Below are 24208 nucleotides of genomic sequence, written 5' to 3' on the forward strand. Positions count from 1 at the left end.
TTTCTATGTTTACACCTGCATACCAACAAATCTATGAGTTAGCACTGTTTTCTGCGCGTGTTCGCTATTACTATGTCATTGCCTTCATATTGAAGAACACAATCCAATTCAGACCAAGGTATGGTCTTTGTCGTATAGGAAATACAATAATGAATAGAACATCCATCGCGATTCTTGTTTCTGCTGCATTATGCGCGCCTGCTTACGCTGCAACGCTTCCAAGTGACGTCAAACTGGCTAAAGAACAACATTTAGTGCGCGGTAACGGTGCTGAGCCAAGCACGCTTGACCCAACATTTGTTAACTCTGGTATGCCTGGCGATATCATTGCCAACGATATGTTTGAAGGCTTGGTGATCGAGAATTCTCAAGGACAAGTTATTCCCGGCCAAGCGACCCAATGGACAGTATCTGACGACGGCTTAACTTACACCTTCAATTTACGTAAAGGGGCTCAGTGGTCTAATGGCGAACCTGTTACGGCGAATGATTTTGTTTTTGCTTGGCAGCGCGCAGTTAATCCAAAGACAGGTAACAACACTGGCCACTATTTTGTCACCGCGAATATCGCCAATGCAAAAGCCATTCAAGAGGGTGAAAAGCAGCCACAAGCTCTAGGCATTAAAGCAATAGACGCCGATACATTAGAAATCACTCTCGCAAAACCAACGCCTTATTTGCTTAGCCTTTTGAGTGTGAAAACCTTTTTCCCGTTACCGCAAACGACAGTTGAAAAGCATGCAGACGCTTGGACCAAACCAGAGAATATCGTCACCAACGGCGCATACAAGCTGGTTAAGTGGGTGCCGAACGAGTACGTTGAAGTCGAGCGCAACACCAAGTATTGGAACAATAGCCAAACGGTGATCAATAAAGTCACTTATCTCGGGCTCAATTCTCAAAACGCTGAATTGTTACGTTACCAAGCTGGTGAAATTGATATGACCAACCGAGTTCAATTGGAGCAATATCAAAGATACATGAAGAACAACCCAGAGCAGATAAAAGCTCAGGCGCTGTTGGGTTCTTACGTTTATTCGTTTAATACCAAGCAGCCACCGTTTGACGACGTCAAGGTTCGTAAAGCGCTCAGTATGGCAGTTGACCGAGATATCTTAGTTGAAAAGATCACGGGACAGGGCGAGCCAAAAGCATTTTCACCAGTGCCAACTACGATTCCATCTTATCAAGCACCCGCGCCAAGTTTCGCAACTTTGACGCGTGAACAAAACCTGGAGAATGCAAAACAACTCTTGGCTGAAGCGGGGTACAATGCGCAGAATCCACTTACTTTTACCCTGACGTACAATACCAGCGAGAACCATAAGAAGATCGCACTGGCGATTGCCTCGATGTGGAAACCTCTCGGCGTTAAAGTTGATCTGCAGAATATGGAATGGAAAGCGTATGTCTCGGCGAAAAGTGTCGGTGATTACCAGTTGGCACGTTCTTGGGCGTTTGGCGATTATCCAGAGCCATCTTCGATTCTAGAAGCGTTTACTTGTGGCCATGTCGCGAATGAGAGTGGTTATTGTGACGAGCAGTTTGATCAACTGATGGTGAAAGCCTCAGAAGCGCCTTCACAGCAGCAACGTTATAAATTGTATGCTCAAGCTGAGGCATTACTTGGCGAGGCAGCTCCGATGATTCCGCTTTATCACTACAATCATACTCGTTTAGTGCGTAATACATTAAAAGGTTTCCCGGAAAACAACCCGAAAGGCAATATCTACGCAAAAGATATGTATTTCATCGCTGAATAAAACGAAAAAAAGCCCGCGTTACGCGGGCTTTTTGTTTAATGATGCTTCATCTATGAAGTCTTAAATTCGGCGACGGCTTTGTCCATCTCAATAGCTTGAGCTGATACGCGGTCGACTTCGTTCAGACATTGCTGCGCTGAGTGCATGTTGCTTTCCGAAATGCTGTTTAGCTCGGTAATTGAATCGCTCACTTGATTCATCACGATGCCTTGCTCTTCAATTGCTGACGCAATACGCTCAGAGTTCGCCTGGATATTGTCCATATCGGTGATGATTTGCGTTAGGCTGTCATCCAATGACGCCGATGAATCAAGGGTTTGACGGCCTTGCTCATTACATTGGTCGATATTAATCACTACGGTGTGCATCTGCGATTGGATAGCGGTAACCACTTTAGTGATTTCTTCAGTTGATTGATGCGTTCTGCTTGCGAGCGCTCGTACTTCGTCTGCCACAACGGCAAACCCGCGACCTTGCTCACCAGCACGTGCTGCCTCGATTGCAGCGTTAAGTGCGAGTAGGTTGGTTTGCTCGGCGATTTCTTGAATGATGTTTACCGCATCACCAATCTTATCGACGTGCGTGTTAAGCGAGTTAATTGAAGTTTGGCTGTCGCCCAGGATCATCGATAACTGGCCAATATTCTCAACCGTCGATTTCACCACGTCACGACCAGAACCAGCGTTTACAGCCGCTTGCTGCACGCCTTCAACGGCTACAGCGGTGCTTTCTGATATTTCGCGAATCGTCGACACCATTTGCTGAACAGAGGTTGCCATTGTCATGGTATGGTCGGCTTGAACGTTGAACTGCTCAATAACGTTTTCAAGCTCATTATGCATGTTGGCGGTACTTGCAGATAGCTCAGACGACTTCATCTGTGTACCTGAAATAAGCTGTTCTAGCTTTTCGAGTAGGCGGTTAAAGTAATTGCCAATAGAAACCAGCTCGTCTTTACCTTTTAAGTTTGCACGCAAAGAGACGTTGTTTGAACGGGCAATCTCCTGAATGATCTCAAGCAAACTAGATACCTGGCGGTTAATAGAGCGCGAGATTTGCAGGATAAACAAAACGATGACCAAAATGACCAATGCAGTGACGATCATTTTGAATGTCGCAAGCCTATTACTGGTTTCTTCAGATTGTGTCGCCAAGGTGTTTACGAAATCAGTAAATTGCTCTTCAACAGTATGAGAGAGTGCGCGTGTTTCGCCGAGTAGGCCAACATTGTACTTAAGGCCAATCTTCTCTTTTTGAGCGATAAGCGCCTGTGCAGCAGCCAGTAGCTTCTCTGATTCAGCAGGTACTAAGTTGCTATCAAGCTCGCCACGTTCGACTTTTTCATCAAACTCAAACAAGCTGACGAGTTGGTCGCTAGACAGATGAGTACGTGCATCCTCAAGTTCAGCATTATAGTTGCCGATCAATTTGGATTCTGGGTCTAACCCCATCTGATCATAAGCGTTAACCAGCGCGGTAAAGCCAGACTGGTATTTAAGAATGTCTTTTTTAAGTTGCGCGCTGCTCGCCATATCATGAGATGTTAGAATACCGGATAACTCAGCCTCAGTTGCGAGGAACTTATCCATGTTTTCATTGAAGCGGGTTAGGTACTTCATGTCTTTGCGCAACAAAAAGTCTTTTTCATTACGGCGCAAGTTCAGCAAACGAACTTCTAAGTCGGCAACGAGAAGGTTCGCGTGGTTTAGCTGATAGGTTGTCTTGGCAAAATGAGACGTTGAAAAAAGTAGAGAAACAACGCCCAAAATGGCAACTGCACCTAATGAATATACTTTGTGTTTAATATTCATAAGATTACCTAGGTCTGGGATAAAATTGTGTGTGCTTTGTCGTGATGTTAGTCGCAAATGACTAGTTTATCAATTGCAATAACGACTAAAGTGCTAGGGTTGTCATGTTAAATTTTTAAAACTGGATGTTTTCAATATGTTAGAGATAGTTTCGACTTATCAAGGACTTATTTTTGATATGGATGGAACGCTGATTGATACCATGCCTGCACATATGCAAGCGTGGACAAAAACAGCAGAACATTTTAATTTTCCGTGCCAAGTGGAATGGCTCCATAGTTTAGGCGGAATGCCAAGCTTTAAGATTGCCGATCAAATCAATCAGAAGTACGGCATGAACCTAGACCCACAAGCAGTGTCGCGCTTTAAAATGGCCGCGTTTGCATCTTTAGAAGAGCACGGTGAACCGATTCAATGCACCAACGATGTCCTGGATTATTTCTACGGCAAGCGAAAACTCGCAGTAGGGACGGGCAGCCACAGAGACGGTGCAATGCGCATTCTAAACAAGGCAAACTTAATCGATAAGTTAGATGCAATTGTTACCGCAACGGATGTAGAAAATCATAAGCCTTCGCCGGATACCTTTTTGCAAGCCGCGAGTCTGCTGTCGTTAGCGCCTAGTCAGTGTGTTGTGTTTGAAGATACCGAATTAGGTAAACAAGCGGCACACGCAGGCGGTATGGATTGTATTATGGTTGAAGGGGATAAACTGGTGTTTTATCCAGTGAATAATGTATCCAATTAACGATAACGAAAAGCCGCTCACTGAGCGGCTTTAATATATTTGCGACTAGCGGTCCCAGTATGCTTCTTCCAAGCTGTCTTCACGTTCTGGCAGAGCGCGAGTCAAGCGTGGCGAGTGCTGGGTCAATACTTCGTAGCTCACTCGGTTTGCGTATTTACAAATTTGCGATAACGAGGAGTAAGTCAGATACGGCTTGTCATGCTTTGATGAATTCGGCACGTTGTTCGCGTGGTGGCTGTTCGCCGCCATATCATGGAGCAGGGCAGAAAGTGCAGCATCACCAGCACCGTTGGTGTTTTTGATCTCTAGCGGGCCACCTAGGTAAGGGCCAATATGAGAGTATACTTTCACGGGTGTTGTGCAGTCTTCTTTGCGCATTGCTCGGCTGAATTCGTACTTGTTGAACTCAGGGATGTTACCCGGTAACAATGGCAGTTCTGTTTCACGTTTAACAGAGTCATCTGTGTAACCCGCCATGTAAAGACCGACTGCGCCTGCAGTACAAAGAACTAAATCTACCCACTCAAGGGCTTTATCAGCCGCTAGTAGGGGATCTTTTTCGCCCGTCAGCGCTTCACCTTCTTCTTCGTTCATCGCAACAATAGAGATGTTCTCTTTGATGTATTGTTGCCACCACTCAGCGTTGCCTTCGATAACCCATTTAGTACCTAGCGTGAGCACCACAGGAACATTGTTCTGTTTCGCCAGCTCAATCGCGCGCGCGACGGCTTTAGGCATTGGATCTTCAGGTTTACCGCGCATCAGGTAAGAAGAGACAACCAACGCAGACGATTTTTCGAATACTTCACTTGGAATGCTTTCAGGACGAAGGTTATTCATTTCACCTTCGTTGATAGCGAATGTACGTTCGCCGTCATCCGAAATAAGGGTGTAACAACGACCAATTGAACCTTCAACCGTCTGTAAGTGGTTTAAGTTCATGCGCGATGAAGTTCGGCATAAGTAACGGTAAGCAAAAGAACCTACCTCGATGTTGCGCGACATAACACCAAGCAACACTGACTTGCTGTCTGCGAGGACAGAGTAGTTGTGTAGCGTGTTACCGATCGTATCACCAGGGTATTGGTGTGTGATCAAACCGCGTTCAACCAGTTCGTCATATAGAGCGTCAGCTTTGCTTTCTTCTAAGACCAGAGAGTGACCTTTACTCAATTGATACTTTTCAAGGAACTCATCGTCTACACGAGCTTCGATATCAACAATGGTTTGTCCAACACCAACAATGATCGGGCGATAGAGTTTTGGTGTTTCTATCATCTGGTTGATGAGTGGGTCACGAGCGTGCGTAGGGAAGTAGTGCTTAGATTTGCGCTGTCCTGGGAACTTCATATTTACAGGTAAGTAGGAAATTTTCGCGCATGATATCACACAACGGTAAGAATGCTTTCATTTTTATTACATAAAACAGTGCCAGACCACGTGGCCTGGCACTGTAAGGTTCTATTCTTTATCGGTATACGCACCAAACGCTTTGGTTCCCCAAAGTGGCACGGTTGACAAGCTGTGTTTGAAGCTACCGGAGGTTTCTTTTGTCGAGTAAGAGATGTACATCAGAGTTTGGTTTTCAACATCAAGAATACGGCGGATCTTCATGCTCTTGAAGAAGATACTCTTTGATTTTTTGAAGACCACTTCGCCATCGTTAGATTTGTCGATTTGTGCAATCATTTCCGGTGTAATTTCGCCCGTTTGACGGCATGAAATCGAGCTATCACTTGGGTCTGCTAAGCTAAAGTCCGCTTCTATAGAAGCCACATGACAGGTAACACCCGTTACGATTGGGTCTTGCATATGATTGAGCTTGATATCTTTCATTGTGAATAGACCTAGGCTCACGTCGCCCACTTCACCACTATCACAAGCTGAAAGGCTAAGCGCCATTACCGCGGCTAAGGTTAACTTTTTAATCATAATAATGTGTCCTAAAAACTAAGGGCAAATCTGCCAAGAAGCGATAAACCTAATCTAACTGATTGACATAGCATATCAGCTTTTCTGTCGTATATTGAATAATCACGTAAAACACTTGTGAGATGACCAGCTTACCGATAAGCTGACGCCAAATTGCTCGAGTTGTAGATAATAATGACAGACACCATTCCGCACATCGCTAAAATCAAAAACCAATGGCTCGCTGAGCAAGTTGACGTACAGTACCCAACGAAAGAAAGTTTAGCGGGACGCAAGCTCTATCTAGCGAAAGCGGAGCAACAACATTTCACCACTCTGGATACTGACATTCAGTGTGAGTCGAATTTTGCGCAAGAAGATATTTTCCTTGTCGACTTTCATCGTTTGACTGTCATGTTCTCACTTCTACAGTCTCAACGCTGGGATAAGCCCGAAGAACAAGAACTGATTGTCGAGTTCCTTACTCAAATTATCTATTCCGAACCATGCCAGCTCTATTTGGGTTTCAGCAATGGTGAGCCTGTTGCCGCAGCGGTAGTAACCACCACTGACGATGCTTTTCTGATCTCTGATGTTGTGGTGAATCAAGCCAGTGATATCGAGAACTGCACGCGCTTTGCTCTCTCGATCGCTAACAAGTTATCGCTGAATAGCTCATCATCTTGCGAACTCTATCTCGAAGTCACCCCTTAATATTTTTCTTCGTAACCTAGACACTTTCTTGGTGTCTAGTGAGCTATTTCATCTTTGAAACACCATAGCTAAGGTATGAATCAACACAGATATCTGCTCAAAGGGTGATTTAACTATGAATTTTGCTGATTCATACCCATTTTTGACACCAATTTGTTAAGCCAATCATGTTAAACATGCTCAACTGCTTTATTATTTTTTGAGTTGAAATAAATGGGCGTGAATATGGCGAAACCACAAACTAGATGCGTAATTTTTGATTGCGATGGTACCTTGGTTGACAGTGAACGTCTGTGCTGCGAAACGCTTTGCCAAGTGTTTCAAGAGTTTGATGTCGAGTTATCAATGCAGGACGCGATTGATTATTTCGAGGGCGGAAAGCTGGCGGACATACTGGCGAAATTTAATCAGCATCTTGGCGTCGATATCTCGCTCGATAAGTTGGAACCTTTGTACCGTGACAAACTGGATCAGTTATTCGAGCAACAATTGCAACCTATGGAAGGCGTGTTCGAAACGCTCAGTTCATTAGACGCCAAAAATATTGAGTATTGTGTGGTGTCAAATGGGCCGCGTAGCAAGATTGAGCGCTCACTGCAACTGACCGGGTTACTACCTTACTTTGAGGGTAAGCTTTTCTCTGCGTTTGAAACTAACAGTTGGAAGCCCGAACCAGATCTCATTTTGTACAGCGCAATGAATATGGGCTTTCGTTTAGACGAGTGTCTGTATGTAGATGATACGCCGAAAGGGCTAGAAGCTGGTGTAAGAGCAGGGGTTCGAACCGTTCATTTGCTTGGACTTAACGAAAAGCCTCATCAGTTCGATATCGATAAAATTCGCACGCTTCGTGATTTAGAAGCGTGCTTATAAAGGTAACGACTTAGTGACAAGCGTGAAGGGGAATCACGGTCTTTCTTTCAGCCATCACTAAGTTGATATGCGGTTCGAATGCGACGACTTGTTCTAAGTCTTCAAAAAATGAGCCACATTCAGCACAAAGCATGCTGTTTTTTTCAGACAGTAAGTATTCTTCGCTCCCACATAGCGGGCAGCACAAAGTCGTCTCTTTATTTTGTTGAGTCATAGGTAAGTTCTCCAGCAGCTTTAAAGCGATCTAATATAGGGTTTTGTGTTTATTAATTATTCTTAGAATTACTCTTAATATAATTATTAGGCGAGTAATTAATTTCTATACGCTAAAACTAGCTCGAAGCTTGATTGTAAGGTAGTTACTTATAGAAATTGTGAGAGTCAATTCATATATTCTTCTGACTATACTGTAAAATATTGCGTTGTTGGTTTGGAATGAGTATCAAAGTCCGAAGCGCTGAATAAAATGCTCCGGATTTATTTTGCTTGCTCGGCAATGAGTTTAGCAAACAACTCCATCGCGCTTTGCCAATTCTTGTCACTATCAAAATTCGCGACACTGACTCGAATGCAATGCTTAAACTGGTCACTGGTACCAAACATAAAGCCAGGTAAGATACTGATCTTATGTTGGTTGCAAGCTTGATAAAGCTGATAACTATCAATACTTTTTGGCAGTCGAATCCAAAGTAAGAAGGAACCTTGAACTCCTGAAATATGATATTGGTTTATTAGTTCTGGGTACGCGTCCATAGCATTTTTAAATAACTGGATATATCGCTTGGCATTATTCTGATAACAACGTCGCATCTTTGAAATATGGTTTCGATATTTTCCAGACGTTAAAAATTCACCTACCGCAGACTGCATCAAGTTTAAGCTGCCCATATTTTCACATAACAAGTACTTTTCGACTTTTTCGCGATAGCGGCCAGCAAGCATCCAACCAATTCTAAGCCTTGAATCTAGTGTTTTAGACAGCGAATTCACGTAAATGACTCTTTGTTTATCATCTAAGGCACGCAAACTTGGGATCGGTGAACCAAAGGAAAGTGCGCCGAAAACGTCATCCTCAATAATAGGGATAGCACCGGATACGTTCAGAAGCTGTTTGCGTCTTTCAAGTGGCATAACTGCGCTACTAGGATTGGTAAAATTTGGCGTAACCAGAATCGCTTTGACGTTCCATTTAGCCAGTGCCGATTCTAAAGCAAGTGGATCCATTCCTTGAAAGTCGCAACTTGGGATTTCTAACACCTCGAGCCCAAGAGATTCCAGTAACAATAAGTTGCCGAAATAACACGGAGATTCAACAGCAACAATATCCCCAGGTACTGTTATAGCCCTTAGTGCAAGACTGATCGCTTGCTGCGCGCCGTGGGTTACTAAGATTTCATCTACGTTTGCAGGAGTACCAAGATCTTGCGTTATCTTCGCCAGTTGTTTGATTAACAAAGTGTCACCAGGTGGCAGCTGATAGTGGCTGGCGGTATGGGTCTGGCGCCGACTATGACGACCTATCTCGGCATAAAGACTTTTAATCGCTGGTGTGTCTGTGCTGGGATGAGCCGAACCCGTTGGTAGCAATTCCTTGTAATTGGGGTAGGTAAGCACCTCTTTACACACCGAGAGTAAGTCCACTCTAGTCGGTTTGACGTGTGATGTTTGCACCAATTTGAGTGAGTTAACTCGATAACCCGATTTAGGCATAGAGTAAATCAACCCTTGAGCTTCAAGCTCCTGAAAGGCGCGAATGATGGTGTTTTTGCCGAATCCAAGTTCGTCAACCAACTGACGAATCGAAGGTAGCTTGTCGTTGTGTTGATAGACGCCATTGTCAATCGCGCTTCTTAAAATACGCTCAACTTGGAGATATTTGCTCATATCAGTCGATTTAGATAAATCTGTACCCATAAAAATGCGCCCAACTGTGACTTACTGTAATTATTGTACCCAGTTAGATTAGCACCATTAACAAAGGTAAAACAATTAGAGAACATCAGTCATGCTTATTAGAGCTATCCCATTTGTCTTCGTCATTCTTTGGGCGTCCGGATTTGTCGGAGCACGTTTTGGTCTGCAATACGCCGAGCCTGCGACTCTGCTGTCGATTCGTATGGCGGGAAATGTGCTGCTGTTTCTTGTGTTGATTGCTTTCTTGCGTCGTAGAGTTCCAACAGGCAAAGACTTTCTACACAGTTGCGTAGTAGGGATACTGATTCACGGGTTTTATTTGGGCGGAACCTATTTCGCTATAGCGCTAGGTATGCCGGCTGGATTAAGCTCATTGCTGGTTGGGATACAACCGATATTAACCGCGGTACTGCTTGTTTCATTTACCCGAGAGCAATTCAAACCGGTGCAATGGCTTGGTTTGGTGATGGGCTTTATTGGAATTTCGCTTGTGCTTGGCGGAAAAATGGAATGGCAGTCTGAGAGTGATAAAGTGCTGGCGATAGCCGTTTGTTTGTGCGCGTTGGTTGGCATTACCTTAGGAACGCTGTATCAAAAGAAATACTGCAACACCAGTGACATGGTCGGCAGTGCAATGGTGCAGTATTTAGCAGCTGGTGCTTTGTTTTTACCTGTGGCGATTCAATTCGAAACCATGCACGTCGAGTGGACTCAAGAATTTATCTTAACTTTGATTTGGTTGGTGGTGGTACTGTCGTGTGTGGCAATCTTATTGCTGCTTTATATGGTAAAAAATGGTGCGGCATCGAGCGTTGCTTCGGTGTTTTATCTTGTACCACCCACAACGGCAATTCAGGCTTGGTTAGCGTTTGGTGAATCATTTGATGTGACAGGTATGCTAGGGTTCGCTTTTGCAGCGGTGGCCGTGTATTTGGTGGTTAAAAAGCCAAGGCTGTTTGGCGTGAAAACGAATCAAACATGTTCTGCTGAATGAAGTAATAAAAACGCCTGCTCGAAAGCAGGCGTTTTTATTTGTCAGGCTATTAAGTACGTTTTGCCAAATAAGCTTCGTAGTCTGGAACTTCAATATCGACTTCCTGTTCCATTAAGTTTGACTCAAATAGGAATTTAGCCGAAGCACGGTTGGTTGCCACAGGGATGTTCCACACACTCGCAATACGAAGTAGGGCTTTTACATCTGGATCATGTGGAACGGCGTTCAGTGGGTCCCAAAAGAACACCAATACATCGATTTTACCTTCCGAAATCAGCGCACCCAATTGTTGGTCGCCGCCCATAGGGCCACTGATTAAACTCTTGATCGCAAGACCCGTTTCTTTACTTAAGATTGAACCCGTTGTGCCTGTCGCGTATAAAAAGTGGCGTTGTAACTTATCTTTATTCTCTTTTACCCAGCGTACAAGTTCTGGCTTGCAGTTGTCATGCGCCACTAGGGCAATGTGCTTGTGTGCAGGGATGGTACGAATTGTCTTTTCCATTCAGACTTCCTAATTGTTTCCGTTATGAACGTAAAATGTCGGTCGATATTCAGAGGGAGAAAGTGAGTCCTCAATGACCTTTTTATTCAGTGTCTTAGGCGTCAGTGGCTCTATTTTCGGTGCACTAACGCGTTGATAATCTTTATGTCGTAAATAGCTAACAGCTTGTTGTACGGACAGACGCCCTTGCTTGACCATCTTATCCGTTGGGGCAAATTCGACTTTATCACGTAGTAAGCCTCGGTATACGCCGTGACTTAAGTAGGTTGAAACCAGTCCAATTTGCTCAGTTTTACCCGCAGCGCGAAGTTCGCTAATCGCCGCTTCAATGGCAACCGCACTACCGACAATATAATCAACATCATCGTTATCTATCGCTTTTTGTACAAGGTTTCTTTGTAGTTCTTTGTCATTATCCGCCCACAATGTGTCGATAATGCGAAGATCGCTGTGTTTGATCGCGTCATAAAACCCTTTCAGTACGGGTTTGGTTCCTCCGCTAGAGCGAGGGCCGGGCAGTAGCGCAATATTTGTGATGCCAGAACCTGACGGGTGTCTTTGTTTAAGATAGTCACCAGCGTAAAAGCCCATCCAGTACCAATCTACACCCACTTCGCCTTTCAAGTTGACTTGGTTTTCTTCATTGAGTGAGAGCTTGTTTACCGCAGCAAAAACGGGAATAGCACCCGTGTATTGGCGTAACGAGTTGTCATAGAGTTCGGGAGCCACTGTACCCAAGATGATGGCATCAGCGTTCCAACGGGCACACAAAGACAACTGTTCCTTTTGTTTGTCGTAGTTCATGTAACCGCCGGCTTCCAGCACTCTCAAATCAGCACCTTGCTTACGCGCTTCGTCAACCATGCCATAGTTGACGGATAGCCAATACGAATCTTTAAGGTGAGGATAGATAGCACATAAGCGAGGAGGCTCCGCCGCGCTTGCAGTACCCGCCAACGAACCGAGAGCGAGGGTCATTGTCGCGGAGGAAAGCTTTTTCTTAATTGAGCGCAAAGACATACGGTATTTCATTGGTAAATAAGGGGTAAACACTGCAAAATATACTGCATTCTACCAGAGTTAAAAAGTGAAGTATCTCGATGTTATTAGCGAAAGCCAGTATCGGACGTAAACTGTTGTTTGCCTTTTTGGCGATGGCTTTACTGGTGCTAAGTTCCGCGCTGATTGGTGTGTTTGGTTTCAATTCTGTGGCTAAGACCGAGAGAAACGTCGTTAACTCAGCGATCCCTTCAATGCTCGAAGCCCGTCAGGTATCAGAGCTTAGCTCAAAGATCATTTCCTCCGTTCAGGTGTTATCAAATGCAAAGACAGAAGCGCAGCGTAAACAATCTGGGCAAGAGTTGTTTGCTCAGCTAGAAACGTTACTGACGCACATTAAACAACTGGGATCTGACTCGTTTGACTCACAACTGCTGAGTAAGTTAGAAGCCAATGTGCAAAGTGTAATCGATACTCTCGCGCAACTCGGTATTGTGGTTGAGAAACGATTGTTCCTCGCCAAAGATCTTGCTGGTCGCACGCAAGAAATGCGCGAACTCGCTTCAGAGCTTGAGCGTCTTACACGCACACAAGTCGCCAATACCTCAACGATTGCGGTTGCTAATGTCACTCACATCTACGACCTTCTCGAAACCAAACAGACAGAAAGCGCATACAAGGCGCTTGATGCGTTGGTCGAAGTCGACTTAGACCTTTCCGAACGTTTACACGAACTTCATTTGTTGGCGTTTAAGATGCTCAATCAAATTGAAGAAGTACGTACAGTGTCGGATATCGACCGTATCAAGACGATTCACCAAGAGTTTGATAGCAATTTAACGATAATGAAGCGACGTGTGAAAGCGGTTGAAGACCCAACACGCTCAATTCAAATGACTCAACTATTAAATGACCTAGACAAGCGCACCGTAGTTTTCGAGGTACTGAGACAGCGCTATGACAACGACTTAGCCGCTCAGCAGTTGATGCAAGATACCTTGGATCAGTTCACCACGTTGAACACAACCGTAAGTCAGTTGGTCGACGAGTCCAACATTGCGACAACCCATGCGGTGGAAGAGCTAAAAACCACATTAGAGTACGCGCAGTTAACGCTGACCATCATCACCGTACTTGGTCTAGTGATCGTGGTATTGATTGTTTGGAAAGTTGTTTATGTATCGGTTCTCAAACGTTTAGCTGAGTATTCGTCGGCATTGCTCTCAATTGCCAAAGGGCAGTTACAGGTGGATCTGAATATCAAAGGAAATGACGAGCTAGCACATATGGGGCAAGCAATCATTACCGCGAGAGATACAGCAAAAGCCCTGAAAGTTGTGGCAGAAAGCGAGGCCAAAGCAAGGAGTGAGCTGCAACAACACAAAGAACATTTAGAAGAGTTGGTCACTGACCGGACATTGCAGCTTCAGCAAGCGAATGAACGTTTGAACGAAGAGGTGGTGAATCACGCCCAGGCAAGACAAGAAGCAGAGCAAGCGAGCCGCGCGAAATCGGCGTTCCTCGCAACCATGAGCCATGAAATCCGCACACCGATGAACGGCGTGTTAGGTACCGCGCGATTGCTTAAAGATACAGGTTTAAATCCGCAGCAAGGTCACTATGTGGATGTGATCAACCGCAGCGGTACTACGTTACTGGCAATCCTTAACGACGTGTTAGATTACTCAAAGATTGAAGCTGGGCACTTGGAGATAAGGCCGGTCGATTTTAACCTTCACGCCATGGTCGATGATGTTACGCAGCTATTGGCAAGCCGCGCGCAAGAAAAGCACATCGATTTAAGTGTATGTATTGAAAGTGACCTAAATAATTTTTGGTTTGGTGACTGCACCCGAATCAGTCAGGTCCTAAATAACTTGGTAGGGAACGCGATTAAGTTCACCGAGAAAGGCCACGTCGATATCTATGTAGCGAGCGATCCAGAGCACGATGGCAATATCCTGTTTGAAGTATCTGACACAGGAATGGGTATTTCTGAACAAGAACAAGAAACACTGTTTGAGGCATTTACCCAAGCTTCTGGCGGGATTGGCAGTAAAGGCGGCACTGGCCTTGGCCTAGCTATAAGTCGCAAACTTGTGCAAGCAATGGGCGGCGAGCTAAACGTTGAATCTATTGTCGGTGAAGGGAGCCGTTTCTGGTTTTCGGTTCCATTAACAGTAGGCAAAGAGATTGAATCTAGTGACGTTGTCACTAAAAACCAACTGCGTGCAAAAGTGTTATTGGTTGAAGACAATCCAGTCAACTGCATGGTCGCAGAAGGGTTCCTACATAGTTTGGGGCACGACGTGACGACCGCAGTAAATGGGCGAGAAGCGAGGGAACAGTTCACGCAACAGCGCTTTGATATCGTGTTACTCGACATTAACTTACCCGATTGTGATGGCGTAAGTTTGTTGAATCAATTGCGCGCAATCGAAGCCGATCTCGACGCTATAAACCCAACACCGATGGTCGCGGTGTCGGCGCATGTATTCAATGAAGAAGTAGAGAAGTATCTCTCTTCAGGTTTTGATGGTTACTTACCGAAACCGCTGGATAAAGACGCATTGTGTTTACTGATCCAAAACTGTTTGCAAGGTCAACAACTGATACTTCCCCAAGGGTCTATCAACGAACCAAAGAATGCTCCAAATCAACCGGTTATTGATAGCAGTGTCGTGACCTCAGATATGTCGATTCTGGGTAAAGACAAAATGCGTGAGATATACGAACTGTTTGCCCAAGGTAGTGAGCAAATTCTGCGTGAGATGCAGGCGGGCGAGCAAAGCCAAGATAATATGCTAATCAAACAGTTAGCGCATAAGCTGAAAGGTTCTGCGGGGAGTTTGGGTCTATTGGCATTATTTGATCTGTGTTTGCAGATTGAAAAAGACAATGAACCGCTATCTTGCTATCTTGACAACAAATCGCAGCTAACCGAGCTTGTATCGGCGTCAAAGCAAGCGCTTGATGCGCTGATGGAATAAGGACTTCTCTATGCCAATTATCGAATCTTCCAATCTTTTTATGCGCAGTATCAACGAGGGCGACTGGCCGCTGTTTGAGCGATTGCATGAAGACGAAGAAGTGATTCGATACGCGTTTGACAAACCATCGACGGAACAGATTCGCTCGCGTTTCGAAAGCCGCTTGCCCAAGTGGGAATGGGGAAGTACGCATTGGCTTTGCCTCGTCATTATTCACCGTGACACAAAACAGCCGATGGGCGTGATGGGTTTGTGCCGCTCTGAAGAGCAGCAAGAGTATGTGGAAGTCGGATATTTACTGCTTCCTGAATATCATGGCAAAGGCTTTGGTACAGAATCGCTTTTAGCTTTGGTCGAGTACGCAAAAGCTAATTTCCCGATTGAGAAGTTCAACGCGATTGTCACCGATGGCAACATAGCATCATGCAAAGTGCTCGAAAAAGTGGGTTTTGTGCTGTGCGAGCGTGAACCCAATGCGTATCAGATTGGTGGGGTTGATTACGACGATCTGATATACAGTTTTGAGGTGTAAATCTGTTAGCCAATGCTTAAGGTCGGCCTGTAGATACCTAGTGCTGAAAGTGTCAGTAAAACTTGGGCTGTGTAGTATGTCACCATGACGACATGCCTTGAAAACGCTGAGGTGGTACGAAAACGGTCAATCGCCAGCACTAAATCAGACACAATGAATATAAACGCGCCCATCGCTCCGTAAGCGGCGAGCGGGTGTTCAGCTTCTAACCAAACTTCTGTCGCTCCCCACGCCATTACCAATATTGCACTTGTGTATACCGCAACCGGCAGTTTCATGTTGTCGAGTGTTGGAAGTAATAGTAAGTAGACAATCAAGCCAACACTAAATAACACCGCAGGCAGCCACAGCGTTAAAGGTTGCTCTATTTGAGTGAAGAACGCGTAGCTGTATAAAATGTGCGCACAAAGAAAGCAGCTTAACCCCTCAATAAACTTGTCTTTCGGGTGCATTAAAAAAAGATCGCCAATGGCTGACGCAATTAATCCCACGCCAATCCAATAAGCATAATCTTGTGAGTTCGGACTATCGACTAAAACAAGCGCCGACATCAGGAAAACAGGTGTCGCTTTGGATAGATAAAAGATCCAACGATATTTTTTATCTATGCTCCATACGTGCACAACGCACAGTAAAACGATAATTAACCACATATTTCCTGTCTCAATAAAAAAAATAGCAGCAATAAATTGCTGCTATTAGAGTAATGAGTGGCGGTTAGCTACGCAATAGCATTCGCTAAGATTTGACGGCTAACATCCGGTGTAATTGCACCGTGTTCACCAAGTTTGGTCATGCCGTGCGATTCAAGTTGTTTAATCACAGACTCAATAGCGTCATCTTTGTTTGTCTCGTACTCGGCAAATTGAGTGTCTACACCGAGCGAGTGGTAGAACTTTTCAATTGCTTCGATAGTACGTAGAGCAAGGTCGTCGCCTGCTTCTAGACCAAATACGTTCACACCCATCTGTTCCAACTTCGCTTTTTTCGCTTCTAACTGATTGCGAAGCAGAGAAGGCTGCACGATAGCAAGTGAGCGTGCGTGGTCAACACCCCATAGTGCAGTAAACTCGTGACCGATCATGTGTGTTGCCCAGTCATGTGGTACGCCGCTGCCGATCAAGCCATTTAGTGCTTGGTTAGCTGACCACATTAGGTTTGCACGCCATTCATCGTTATCACGTTCAGCAAAGGATTCGCCCAATGTCTTCAGTGTGCGAAGCAGGGTTTCAGCGTAGCCATCTTGAACCATTGCGCCATGCGGAAAGGTAATGTACTGCTCGCACACGTGTACCCAAGCGTCAACAACGCCGTTAAGTAGTTGCTTTTCTGGTAGCGTTTTCATTACATCTGGGTCAAGCACCGCGAACTTAGGCTGTACGAACGGAGACATGAACGGAAGTTTGTCTTGAGTTTCCGCTTTTGTAATAACCGCACCCATGTTTGATTCAGAACCTGTCGCTGGTAGCGTAAGAATGGCGCCTAGTGCAACCGCATCGCTTACTTTGTGCGCGCCAGTTAGGATATCCCAGCCATCACCATCGTATTTTGCTGCTGCGGCAACATATTTTGAACCGTCAATGACTGAACCACCGCCAACAGCGAGAATAAAGTCCACATTCTGCTCTTTTACGATCTTAACCGCTTTATCTAGCGTCTCTTTGGTTGGGTTTGGTTCAATACCACTGAATTCTACCCACTCTACGCCTTCGAGTGCTTTTGCAACTTGGTTGTAAACGCCGTTTCGTTTGATAGAGCCGCCACCGTAGGTTACGAGTACTTTTTTAGCACCAGCTATCGCTTGAGTAATTGAAGAGATTTGACCTTGGCCAAAGAAGATCTGAGTAGGATTAACGTAAGTGAATTGCATTGTTGTTCCTCTTGCTTCCTAGTTCTGTCCACTAACACATGAACAGTGTTTATCTTATGAAATGCATAATACTATCTGAAAACACAGAATCGAACGTCCATTCCTCCATTGTTATTGCCTATTTCTACAAATTTATTACTATTAGTGCATTAACGGAGGCAGTATGACCCTAGCGCAACTTTTACAACAGTACGTTGATTATCAGCAATTGCATCAACTTGAAGGCATTTATCAAACGCAAATTGAAGGCGTATGGTTTTATCGTAGTAGCCGCGGCAATGAGCGCAAACCCTTCATTTATCAATCAGGCATTATCCTGTTAGGTCAGGGCAGTAAGAATATCTACATTGGTAATCAACCCGTCCATTACGGGCCGAATGATTATCTAGTTGTGGGTGTACCAATGCCTTTAGAGTGCGAAGCGATCGCAGAAAATGGCGAACCATTACTTGGATTGTCGATCGATATCGATCCACAGGTATTGCATCGCCAAGTACATAAACTTGAATCATTGGGTTACAGGCCGGATAAATCGAGCAACGAACAACGCTGCGGTTTGAAGTCAGTTCGTATGGAAGCCAGTGTACTCGATGTGAGCAAGCGCTTGGTTCAGGCTTTGTGTAACCCTTACGAAACCGCATTGCTTGCCGACGCTCTCAAAGAAGAACTGGTTTACCGCGCTTTGACCAGTGATGAAGGGCATATATTGTTCGATTTAGCGCACCATGAAGGCCATTATGCCCGCGTAGCGAAAGCGTTAGAAAAAGTACACCGCGAATACGCAGGAAACTTATCCGTCCAAGAGTTGGCACAAGAAGCTAACATGAGTGCATCTGCATTCCACAATGCCTTTCGTGAAGTAACGTTAGAATCACCGATCCAATACATCAAGAAAGTCAGACTCAACAAAGCAAAAGAGTTGATCCATTTAGAAGGAAAGAAAGTCAACGATGCAGCGCGTTTGGTTGGCTATAACAGTTCTTCACAATTTTCACGCGAGTACAAACGTCATTTCAATGAGACGCCACGCGGCTTAAAATTGGCGAGTTGATCGCGAAGGTAGGAAAAAGAGGAAAAATCGCTTTACAAAATTACTGTTTTTTTCCGATGAAACCTCGTTCATACTGTCTGAGTAGTTAACCACTTAGATGTAGAACAACTAATTTTGGTTACTACGCCCCCTATAGGAGATCTAGTCAGTCTCTTCAAAAAGCCTCTAAACAGTAATGTGTAGAGGCTTTTTATCTCTTAGTTTGCTAATCAAAACTGATAACTTTCCGGCACTACCACAATACCTTTTTCAGAAATGTGGAAACGTTTAGCATCTTCAACGCGATCTAGGCCAATCTGCGTATGGGGTGGTATACGGACGTGTTTATCGATGATGCAGTTCACCAACTGAGAGCCTTCACCAACATGGACATCGTCAAACAAAATGCTGTCAACAATGGTTGCACCATCATGGATCCTAACATTCGGTGATACGACCGAATGCTGCACTGAGCCACCAGAATTGACCACACCATCAGCGATAATCGAATTAATAAATATCCCTTCATTGCCCGTTTCAGAAGAGACAGTACGCGCTGGTGGACATTGAGGTTCATAAGTCCGAATTGCCCAGTCAGCTTGATACAAATTCATTGGCGGAACAGGTTCAAGTAAGTCCATATTTGCATCGTAGAATGAATCAATCGTGCCGACATCACGCCAATAACAATCTTTAGCAACACGTCCTTTGTCGTTACAAAAATCGTATGCGTAGACACCGTGAGATTTGATTAGCTCCGGAATGATGTCTTTACCAAAATCATGTGAAGATTCGGGGTTGTTTGCATCATTATGGAGCGCGTCTTGAAGTACCTGACAACTGAAGATGTAAATCCCCATAGAGGCTAAGCTACGGTCTGGTTGACCAGGAACAGAAGGTGGATCTTTGGGCTTTTCGATAAATGAGGTAATACGGCCACTTTCGTCTGTGTCGAGCACACCAAACTGCGTTGCCTCCTTACGATCAACGTTCATACAGGCGATGGTTAAATCGGCTTGATTGGCTTTGTGCTCCTGAAGCATTACGTCATAATCCATGCGGTAAATATGGTCGCCAGACAACACAACCACGTATTCAGCATCACTTCGCGAGAGCAACCATAGATTATGATAAATGGCGTCAGCCGTACCTTCATACCATTTACCGCCGCCACGCATTTGCGGTGGGACAACAGTAATAAATTCGCCGAGTTCAGGGTTGAAGATTGACCAACCATTACGTAAGTGTTTTTGTAGGGAGTGCGATTTATATTGAGTCAGCACCAAAATACGTCGAAGACCAGAACGCAAGCAATTGGTGAGAGTAAAGTCGATGATTCGGTATTTACCGCCAAAGGGAACAGCAGGTTTGGCACGGTCGTCAGTGAGTGGGCTAAGGCGAGATCCCATACCTCCGGCGAGAACTATGGTAAGGGTGTTTTGCATGCTAATCTCCATATGGTGCGATGTGTCCATATCAGAGTAGTACAAGAATTACGCCATGTTGTAACCACACGGTTTTACAGGGCTTGCACTGGTCATGTGTGAAAGTAGGCTCGGTATTGGTGCATAACAAATTATATATGCACTAAAATCATGCAATCGAGTTTGCTTCCGCTGACGCCATGACATTCACTTGGTTGCGACCCAGCGTTTTGGACTCATATAGTGCAATGTCTGCACGCTTATAGCTGTCACCAGGCTTACTGCATATATCTGTCACACCACCGCTGACAGTGATGTTCAGATCGCTTTCAATATTTACGGCTATACGCAGTCGGTTCACGACAACTTCAGCCTCATCTAGAGACGTGTGGGGCATGATGATAGCAAACTCTTCACCACCAATACGCGCGATAATGTCGGTTTCACGTAGATGGGTTGAAAGGGTTTGTGCCACTTCGCCAATGACTTTGTCACCAATGTCGTGCCCATATTTGTCGTTGACTCGCTTGAAGTGGTCAATATCGATTAGGGCAAGCGAAACGTGTTCACTGTCTGGGTAGCGTTTAATTCTTTGGCTGTGAGAGACTATCTCAGTATCAAACTTGCGGCGATTCCACAGACCACTGAGTGGGTCTTTTTCACTGAGTTCTCTCAGTTGATCTTCGAGTTCTTTACGGTGTGAAATGTCAATGAACGACGCAACGTAAAATTGAATCGTGCCTTGTTTATCCGTTACCGTTTGGATACGAAGAATTTCCGTAATCAACGAACCATCACGGCGCTTGTTCACCACTTCGCCTTCCCATATTCCTTTTGTTTCCAACGCTTTCCACATGTTCATATAGAATTCTTGGTTATGGCGTCCTGAAGAGAATACGGTAGGCTGCTTTCCTTTCACTTGATCGAGAGTGTAACCGCTGGATTTAGTGAATTGCTCGTTGACTTGAATGATACGGTTGTTGTGGTCGGTGATCACAACTGCAGACATACCGTTCATCGCTGCGCGGGCAATTTTACTCGCCATGCTGTTTTTCTCGTGATTGTAATTCCAAGTAACAAAAGAAAAGGTAATCAGAGCAATAATAATGAGCAGAAATACCGCTTGAGTATTGAGCTCGCTACGCTCTTCATCGGCGATTGGTCGGATATCACTTAAATCCGATTCAAGTACAAAGATAAGCGGCTCTTTCGTTGAAGTATGAGTAATATCTGTTTTGATAAACGAGAACCAAGAATCGCCTTCTTTTACCGTTCCCGAGTTAGTCAATTGGATTCTGCGCCATAGGCTAGGGTACTGTTTGCTGAGACTGTACTCTTTATGTTCATCAATAATATTGCCTAAGATACGTGTACCGTCATTTGGCAGAATATAGTAACCATTGCCACTAAATATTGTCGGTAAGTTATTGGTATTGCGTTTGTAAGCGAGAGATTTATATATACGCTTTAAATCGAGATTAGCGACAAAGTAACCTTGTCGTTTACCTCCCAGTTCGATCGGAACAATAACGCGATAACCTAAAGTTAACGGATAAACGATTTGTCCACGTTCTGATTCTAAATCGATACCGTATGTGCCAACTTGGTTTCTTTTCAATGATTGCGCATAAGCGAAATACTTGCGATCGCCCTTGTACTGCAGATCGTATGGGGCGACGATTTCAGATCGTAATTCACTCGTGTTAACGCGAATCTTTTCCATACCTTGACTGTCAATGAATCGCAATTGCGAATAAACACCTTGAGTCTTAGCAACGAGTAGCCAAAGATAGCTTACATTTTCTAAGTTCTCTTGTGTTGGATTGAGGATTGCTTGATGCAACAAACCATTATTAGACAGAGAGCTTGCGGCGGTAATGATCTGATCAATTGAGACTTGCAACTCAGCTTTAGCGTATTCGAGTTTATGGATGTTGTTTTGTTCAACGGTCTGCAGCGCACGCTTATCTATTTTTGCGTGCTCGTTGAGGAAATATAGGGTAGGTACACACGCTAACACCGCGAAGGTAACAATAAATTGAAGACAAACTTTGTAGCGTGTAAAAGACATCGAATGCAAACTAAACCTAAAGTTGTATAAGTAAATTTCAGATGTTGCTGAATTATAAGAGTTATATGAAGTAAAATTCATAGCAATCACCGTATTATGGGGCTACGGTAACCTAAACTTATGCATTTAATCCAGTACTTATAACGACAAACTTATATTTAATCCTCTTTCCGTTGCCAAGGTATATATTTTGAATGAAAGTCACAAATTTAATTGCGTAAAAATATGCTTTACCTAACATCATTCGTCTACCTACATGAAACAAAAAAGCACCTCAAGATTGAGGTGCTTTTTTTTAAAGTTCAGTAGGATTATGCTTCAGTTTGTAGTTGCTTTTGTTCGCTGCGTGATTTTAGGAACGCATAGCCAAAGCCTGTTACCGCTGTACCAGCTGCAATTGCGACTAAGTACATAAGTACTGGTGTAATCGCGTTCGGGATAAGCAGTACAAACAAACCACCGTGTGGAGCCATCAATTTCGCACCAAACAACATAGATAGTGCGCCTGTTAGAGCACCACCTGCCATACACGCTGGAATCACGCGCATTGGGTCTTTCGCCGCGAATGGGATTGCACCTTCTGAGATAAAGCACAGGCCTAGCACAAATGACGCTTTACCTGCTTCACGTTCGCTTTGTTCAAACTTGTTTTTAGCAATAAAAGTCGCCAAACCCATACCTAGTGCTGGTACCATACCTGCGGCCATGATTGCTGCCATTGGAGCGTAAGTTTGCGAAGCCAATAGACCAACACCAAATGCATACGCGGCTTTGTTCACTGGCCCCCCAAGGTCGAAACACATCATTGCGCCCAATAGAACACCAAGCATTACTGCACTGTCAGAACCCATGTTGTTCAAGAAGTCAGTCAGACCGTTCATGATGCCAGAAACTGGACCGCCAACGATGTAAATCATGACCAAGCCAGTAAATAGTGTGGCAACAAACGGAATGATCAAGATTGGTTTTAACGCTTCCATTGACTGTGGTAGCTGTACTTTGTCGGCAATAAGTTTGGCTGCGTAACCTGCGATGAAACCAGCAGCGATACCACCTAGGAAACCAGCACCAGTTGAACTCGCCAGCATGCCGCCGACTAAACCAGGAGCCAGACCCGGACGGTCAGCAATAGAAAAGGCAATGTAACCGGCTAGAACAGGAATCATCAGTGCAAAAGCGGAGCCACCACCGATGGTCATCAATGCCGCTGCCAATGTTCCTTCTTCTTTAAATGCTTCGATACCGAATACAAAGGATAGGGCGATGATCAAACCACCGGCAACCACTACTGGAAGCATGTGAGATACACCAGTCATCAAGTGTTTGTAAGCACCTTTCTTTTCATCGCTGGCAGCTGATGAGCTAGAACCACCAGTGTGCTGATAAACGCTAGCTTGCTCGAACGCTTTGTCCATTTCTTCAGACGTCTTTTTAAGCGCCGGGCCAGTTTTCGTACGGTACATCTTTTTGCCGTTGAAGCGTTCAAGTGGTACTTCGATGTCCGCTGCGATAATCACTAAGTCTGCTTCGGCAATTTCTTGATCGGTCAGTTGGTTTTTCGCGCCAACAGAGCCACGGGTTTCAACCTTAATTTGATGGCCACGACGTTTGCCTTCTTCTTCAAGAGCTTCAGCCGCCATAAACGTGTGAGCAACACCGGTCGGACAGGCAGTAATCGCAACGATCTTTTTCGTCGCTGAGCCAGCCGGTGCTTGCGCGAGTTGTGTCGCTTGAGTCAATGTTTCCGCTTTCGCTGGAGCATTTTGTAGAAACGCGACGGCATCAGCAGTTACGTCAGAAATCGGCGCTTGGTAGACTTTTTTGCCGACAAAACGTGATGTATCAACCGGAGTATTTGCCGCAATAACAATACATTCAGCCTGTTCTATCTGGTCTTGAGTCAGAGCATTAGCGTTGACTACGCTAGACTGGCACTCAATGGATGCATTCCAGCCAAGCTTTGCTGCAGCTTGTTCTAACAACCCCGCAGCGAGAATGCTGTTTGCTACGCCACTCGGGCAAGCGGTAATAATAGCGATATTCATAGTGATAACCTTCT

The 24208-nt window shown here is 44.8% G+C and carries 20 protein-coding genes; 8 read left to right on the forward strand and 12 right to left on the reverse strand.

Translation table 11 applies throughout. From position 1 onward, the window contains the following. Window positions 1-149: 149 nt before the first annotated feature. A complete protein-coding gene (locus AKJ31_RS03060) occupies window positions 150-1763 on the forward strand; it encodes a peptide ABC transporter substrate-binding protein (protein WP_053407604.1) in 1614 nt (537 codons plus the stop codon). Window positions 1764-1813: 50 nt separating this feature from the next. Here the strand turns inward: AKJ31_RS03060 and AKJ31_RS03065 are convergent, their stop codons facing one another. Next, window positions 1814-3574: a methyl-accepting chemotaxis protein gene (locus AKJ31_RS03065; RefSeq protein ID WP_053407605.1), complete on the reverse strand. Its 1761-nt coding sequence runs from the start codon at window positions 3572-3574 to the stop codon at window positions 1814-1816. A 136-nt stretch (window positions 3575-3710) separates the two neighbouring features. Between AKJ31_RS03065 and AKJ31_RS03070 the strand changes: the two genes are divergently transcribed. Next, on the forward strand, window positions 3711-4322 hold the full coding sequence (locus tag AKJ31_RS03070; RefSeq protein ID WP_053407606.1) for a beta-phosphoglucomutase family hydrolase: 612 nt from the start codon (window positions 3711-3713) through the stop codon (window positions 4320-4322). A gap of 45 nt (window positions 4323-4367) precedes the next feature. Here the strand turns inward: AKJ31_RS03070 and AKJ31_RS03075 are convergent, their stop codons facing one another. Together AKJ31_RS03075 and AKJ31_RS03080 are read right to left on the reverse strand one after the other, a co-directional pair. Beyond that, complete coding sequence (locus tag AKJ31_RS03075; RefSeq protein WP_053407607.1) at window positions 4368-5672, reverse strand: inosine/guanosine kinase; 1305 nt, start codon at window positions 5670-5672, stop codon at window positions 4368-4370. A 111-nt stretch (window positions 5673-5783) separates the two neighbouring features. Continuing rightward, window positions 5784-6254, reverse strand: coding sequence for a CreA family protein (locus AKJ31_RS03080; RefSeq protein WP_053407608.1), 471 nt, complete (start codon window positions 6252-6254; stop codon window positions 5784-5786). Between the two features lie 174 nt (window positions 6255-6428). Between AKJ31_RS03080 and AKJ31_RS03085 the strand changes: the two genes are divergently transcribed. Both AKJ31_RS03085 and AKJ31_RS03090 read left to right on the forward strand, forming a co-directional pair. Continuing rightward, window positions 6429-6947 carry a hypothetical protein gene (locus AKJ31_RS03085; RefSeq protein WP_053407609.1) on the forward strand — a complete coding sequence of 173 codons (519 nt, stop codon included), beginning with the start codon at window positions 6429-6431 and terminating at the stop codon, window positions 6945-6947. 225 nt (window positions 6948-7172) lie between these two features. Further along, window positions 7173-7820 (forward strand): HAD-IA family hydrolase, encoded by a 648-nt coding sequence (locus AKJ31_RS03090; RefSeq protein WP_053407985.1) that lies wholly within the window; start codon window positions 7173-7175, stop codon window positions 7818-7820. Between the two features lie 10 nt (window positions 7821-7830). Here AKJ31_RS03090 and AKJ31_RS03095 read toward each other — a convergent pair whose 3' ends face one another. Both AKJ31_RS03095 and AKJ31_RS03100 read right to left on the reverse strand, forming a co-directional pair. Beyond that, the gene (locus AKJ31_RS03095) at window positions 7831-8034 is read right to left on the reverse strand and encodes a hypothetical protein (RefSeq protein WP_053407610.1); all 204 of its coding nucleotides are present in this window, start codon (window positions 8032-8034) and stop codon (window positions 7831-7833) included. 263 nt (window positions 8035-8297) lie between these two features. Continuing rightward, window positions 8298-9734, reverse strand: coding sequence for an aminotransferase-like domain-containing protein (locus AKJ31_RS03100; protein WP_053407611.1), 1437 nt, complete (start codon window positions 9732-9734; stop codon window positions 8298-8300). Between the two features lie 91 nt (window positions 9735-9825). Between AKJ31_RS03100 and AKJ31_RS03105 the strand changes: the two genes are divergently transcribed. Beyond that, on the forward strand, window positions 9826-10728 hold the full coding sequence (locus AKJ31_RS03105; RefSeq protein ID WP_053407612.1) for a DMT family transporter: 903 nt from the start codon (window positions 9826-9828) through the stop codon (window positions 10726-10728). Between the two features lie 49 nt (window positions 10729-10777). Here the strand turns inward: AKJ31_RS03105 and AKJ31_RS03110 are convergent, their stop codons facing one another. Continuing rightward, window positions 10778-11233: a methylglyoxal synthase gene (locus AKJ31_RS03110; protein ID WP_053407613.1), complete on the reverse strand. Its 456-nt coding sequence runs from the start codon at window positions 11231-11233 to the stop codon at window positions 10778-10780. A gap of 9 nt (window positions 11234-11242) precedes the next feature. Beyond that, a complete protein-coding gene (gene torT, locus AKJ31_RS03115) occupies window positions 11243-12253 on the reverse strand; it encodes a TMAO reductase system periplasmic protein TorT (RefSeq protein WP_053407614.1) in 1011 nt (336 codons plus the stop codon). 80 nt (window positions 12254-12333) lie between these two features. Here torT and torS point away from each other — a divergent pair, with 80 nt between their 5' ends. Together torS and AKJ31_RS03125 are read left to right on the forward strand one after the other, a co-directional pair. After that, window positions 12334-15222 (forward strand): TMAO reductase system sensor histidine kinase/response regulator TorS, encoded by a 2889-nt coding sequence (gene torS, locus AKJ31_RS03120; RefSeq protein WP_053407615.1) that lies wholly within the window; start codon window positions 12334-12336, stop codon window positions 15220-15222. Between the two features lie 10 nt (window positions 15223-15232). Further along, a complete protein-coding gene (locus AKJ31_RS03125; protein ID WP_053407616.1) occupies window positions 15233-15754 on the forward strand; it encodes a GNAT family N-acetyltransferase in 522 nt (173 codons plus the stop codon). A 5-nt stretch (window positions 15755-15759) separates the two neighbouring features. Here AKJ31_RS03125 and AKJ31_RS03130 read toward each other — a convergent pair whose 3' ends face one another. Continuing rightward, window positions 15760-16407, reverse strand: a complete 648-nt coding sequence (locus AKJ31_RS03130; RefSeq protein ID WP_053407617.1) for a lysoplasmalogenase — start codon at window positions 16405-16407, stop codon at window positions 15760-15762. Between the two features lie 68 nt (window positions 16408-16475). Then, on the reverse strand, window positions 16476-17624 hold the full coding sequence (locus tag AKJ31_RS03135; RefSeq protein WP_053407618.1) for an iron-containing alcohol dehydrogenase: 1149 nt from the start codon (window positions 17622-17624) through the stop codon (window positions 16476-16478). A gap of 163 nt (window positions 17625-17787) precedes the next feature. On the opposite strand from AKJ31_RS03135, the gene AKJ31_RS03140 reads away from it, so the two are divergent. Next, window positions 17788-18675, forward strand: coding sequence for an AraC family transcriptional regulator (locus AKJ31_RS03140; RefSeq protein WP_053407619.1), 888 nt, complete (start codon window positions 17788-17790; stop codon window positions 18673-18675). 209 nt (window positions 18676-18884) lie between these two features. Here the strand turns inward: AKJ31_RS03140 and glgC are convergent, their stop codons facing one another. The 3 genes from glgC to fruA all read right to left on the reverse strand — a co-directional run bounded on the left by glgC (window position 18885) and on the right by fruA (window position 24194). Beyond that, the gene (gene glgC / locus AKJ31_RS03145) at window positions 18885-20111 is read right to left on the reverse strand and encodes a glucose-1-phosphate adenylyltransferase (RefSeq protein WP_072161206.1); all 1227 of its coding nucleotides are present in this window, start codon (window positions 20109-20111) and stop codon (window positions 18885-18887) included. Window positions 20112-20247: 136 nt separating this feature from the next. After that, window positions 20248-22149: a GGDEF domain-containing protein gene (locus tag AKJ31_RS03150; protein WP_053407621.1), complete on the reverse strand. Its 1902-nt coding sequence runs from the start codon at window positions 22147-22149 to the stop codon at window positions 20248-20250. Between the two features lie 311 nt (window positions 22150-22460). After that, window positions 22461-24194, reverse strand: a complete 1734-nt coding sequence (gene fruA / locus AKJ31_RS03155) for a PTS fructose transporter subunit IIBC (RefSeq protein ID WP_053407622.1) — start codon at window positions 24192-24194, stop codon at window positions 22461-22463. Window positions 24195-24208: the final 14 nt, after the last annotated feature.

It is taken from the genome of Vibrio hepatarius (genome assembly GCF_001274785.1).
GTDB classification, from domain to species: Bacteria; Pseudomonadota; Gammaproteobacteria; order Enterobacterales; family Vibrionaceae; genus Vibrio; species Vibrio hepatarius.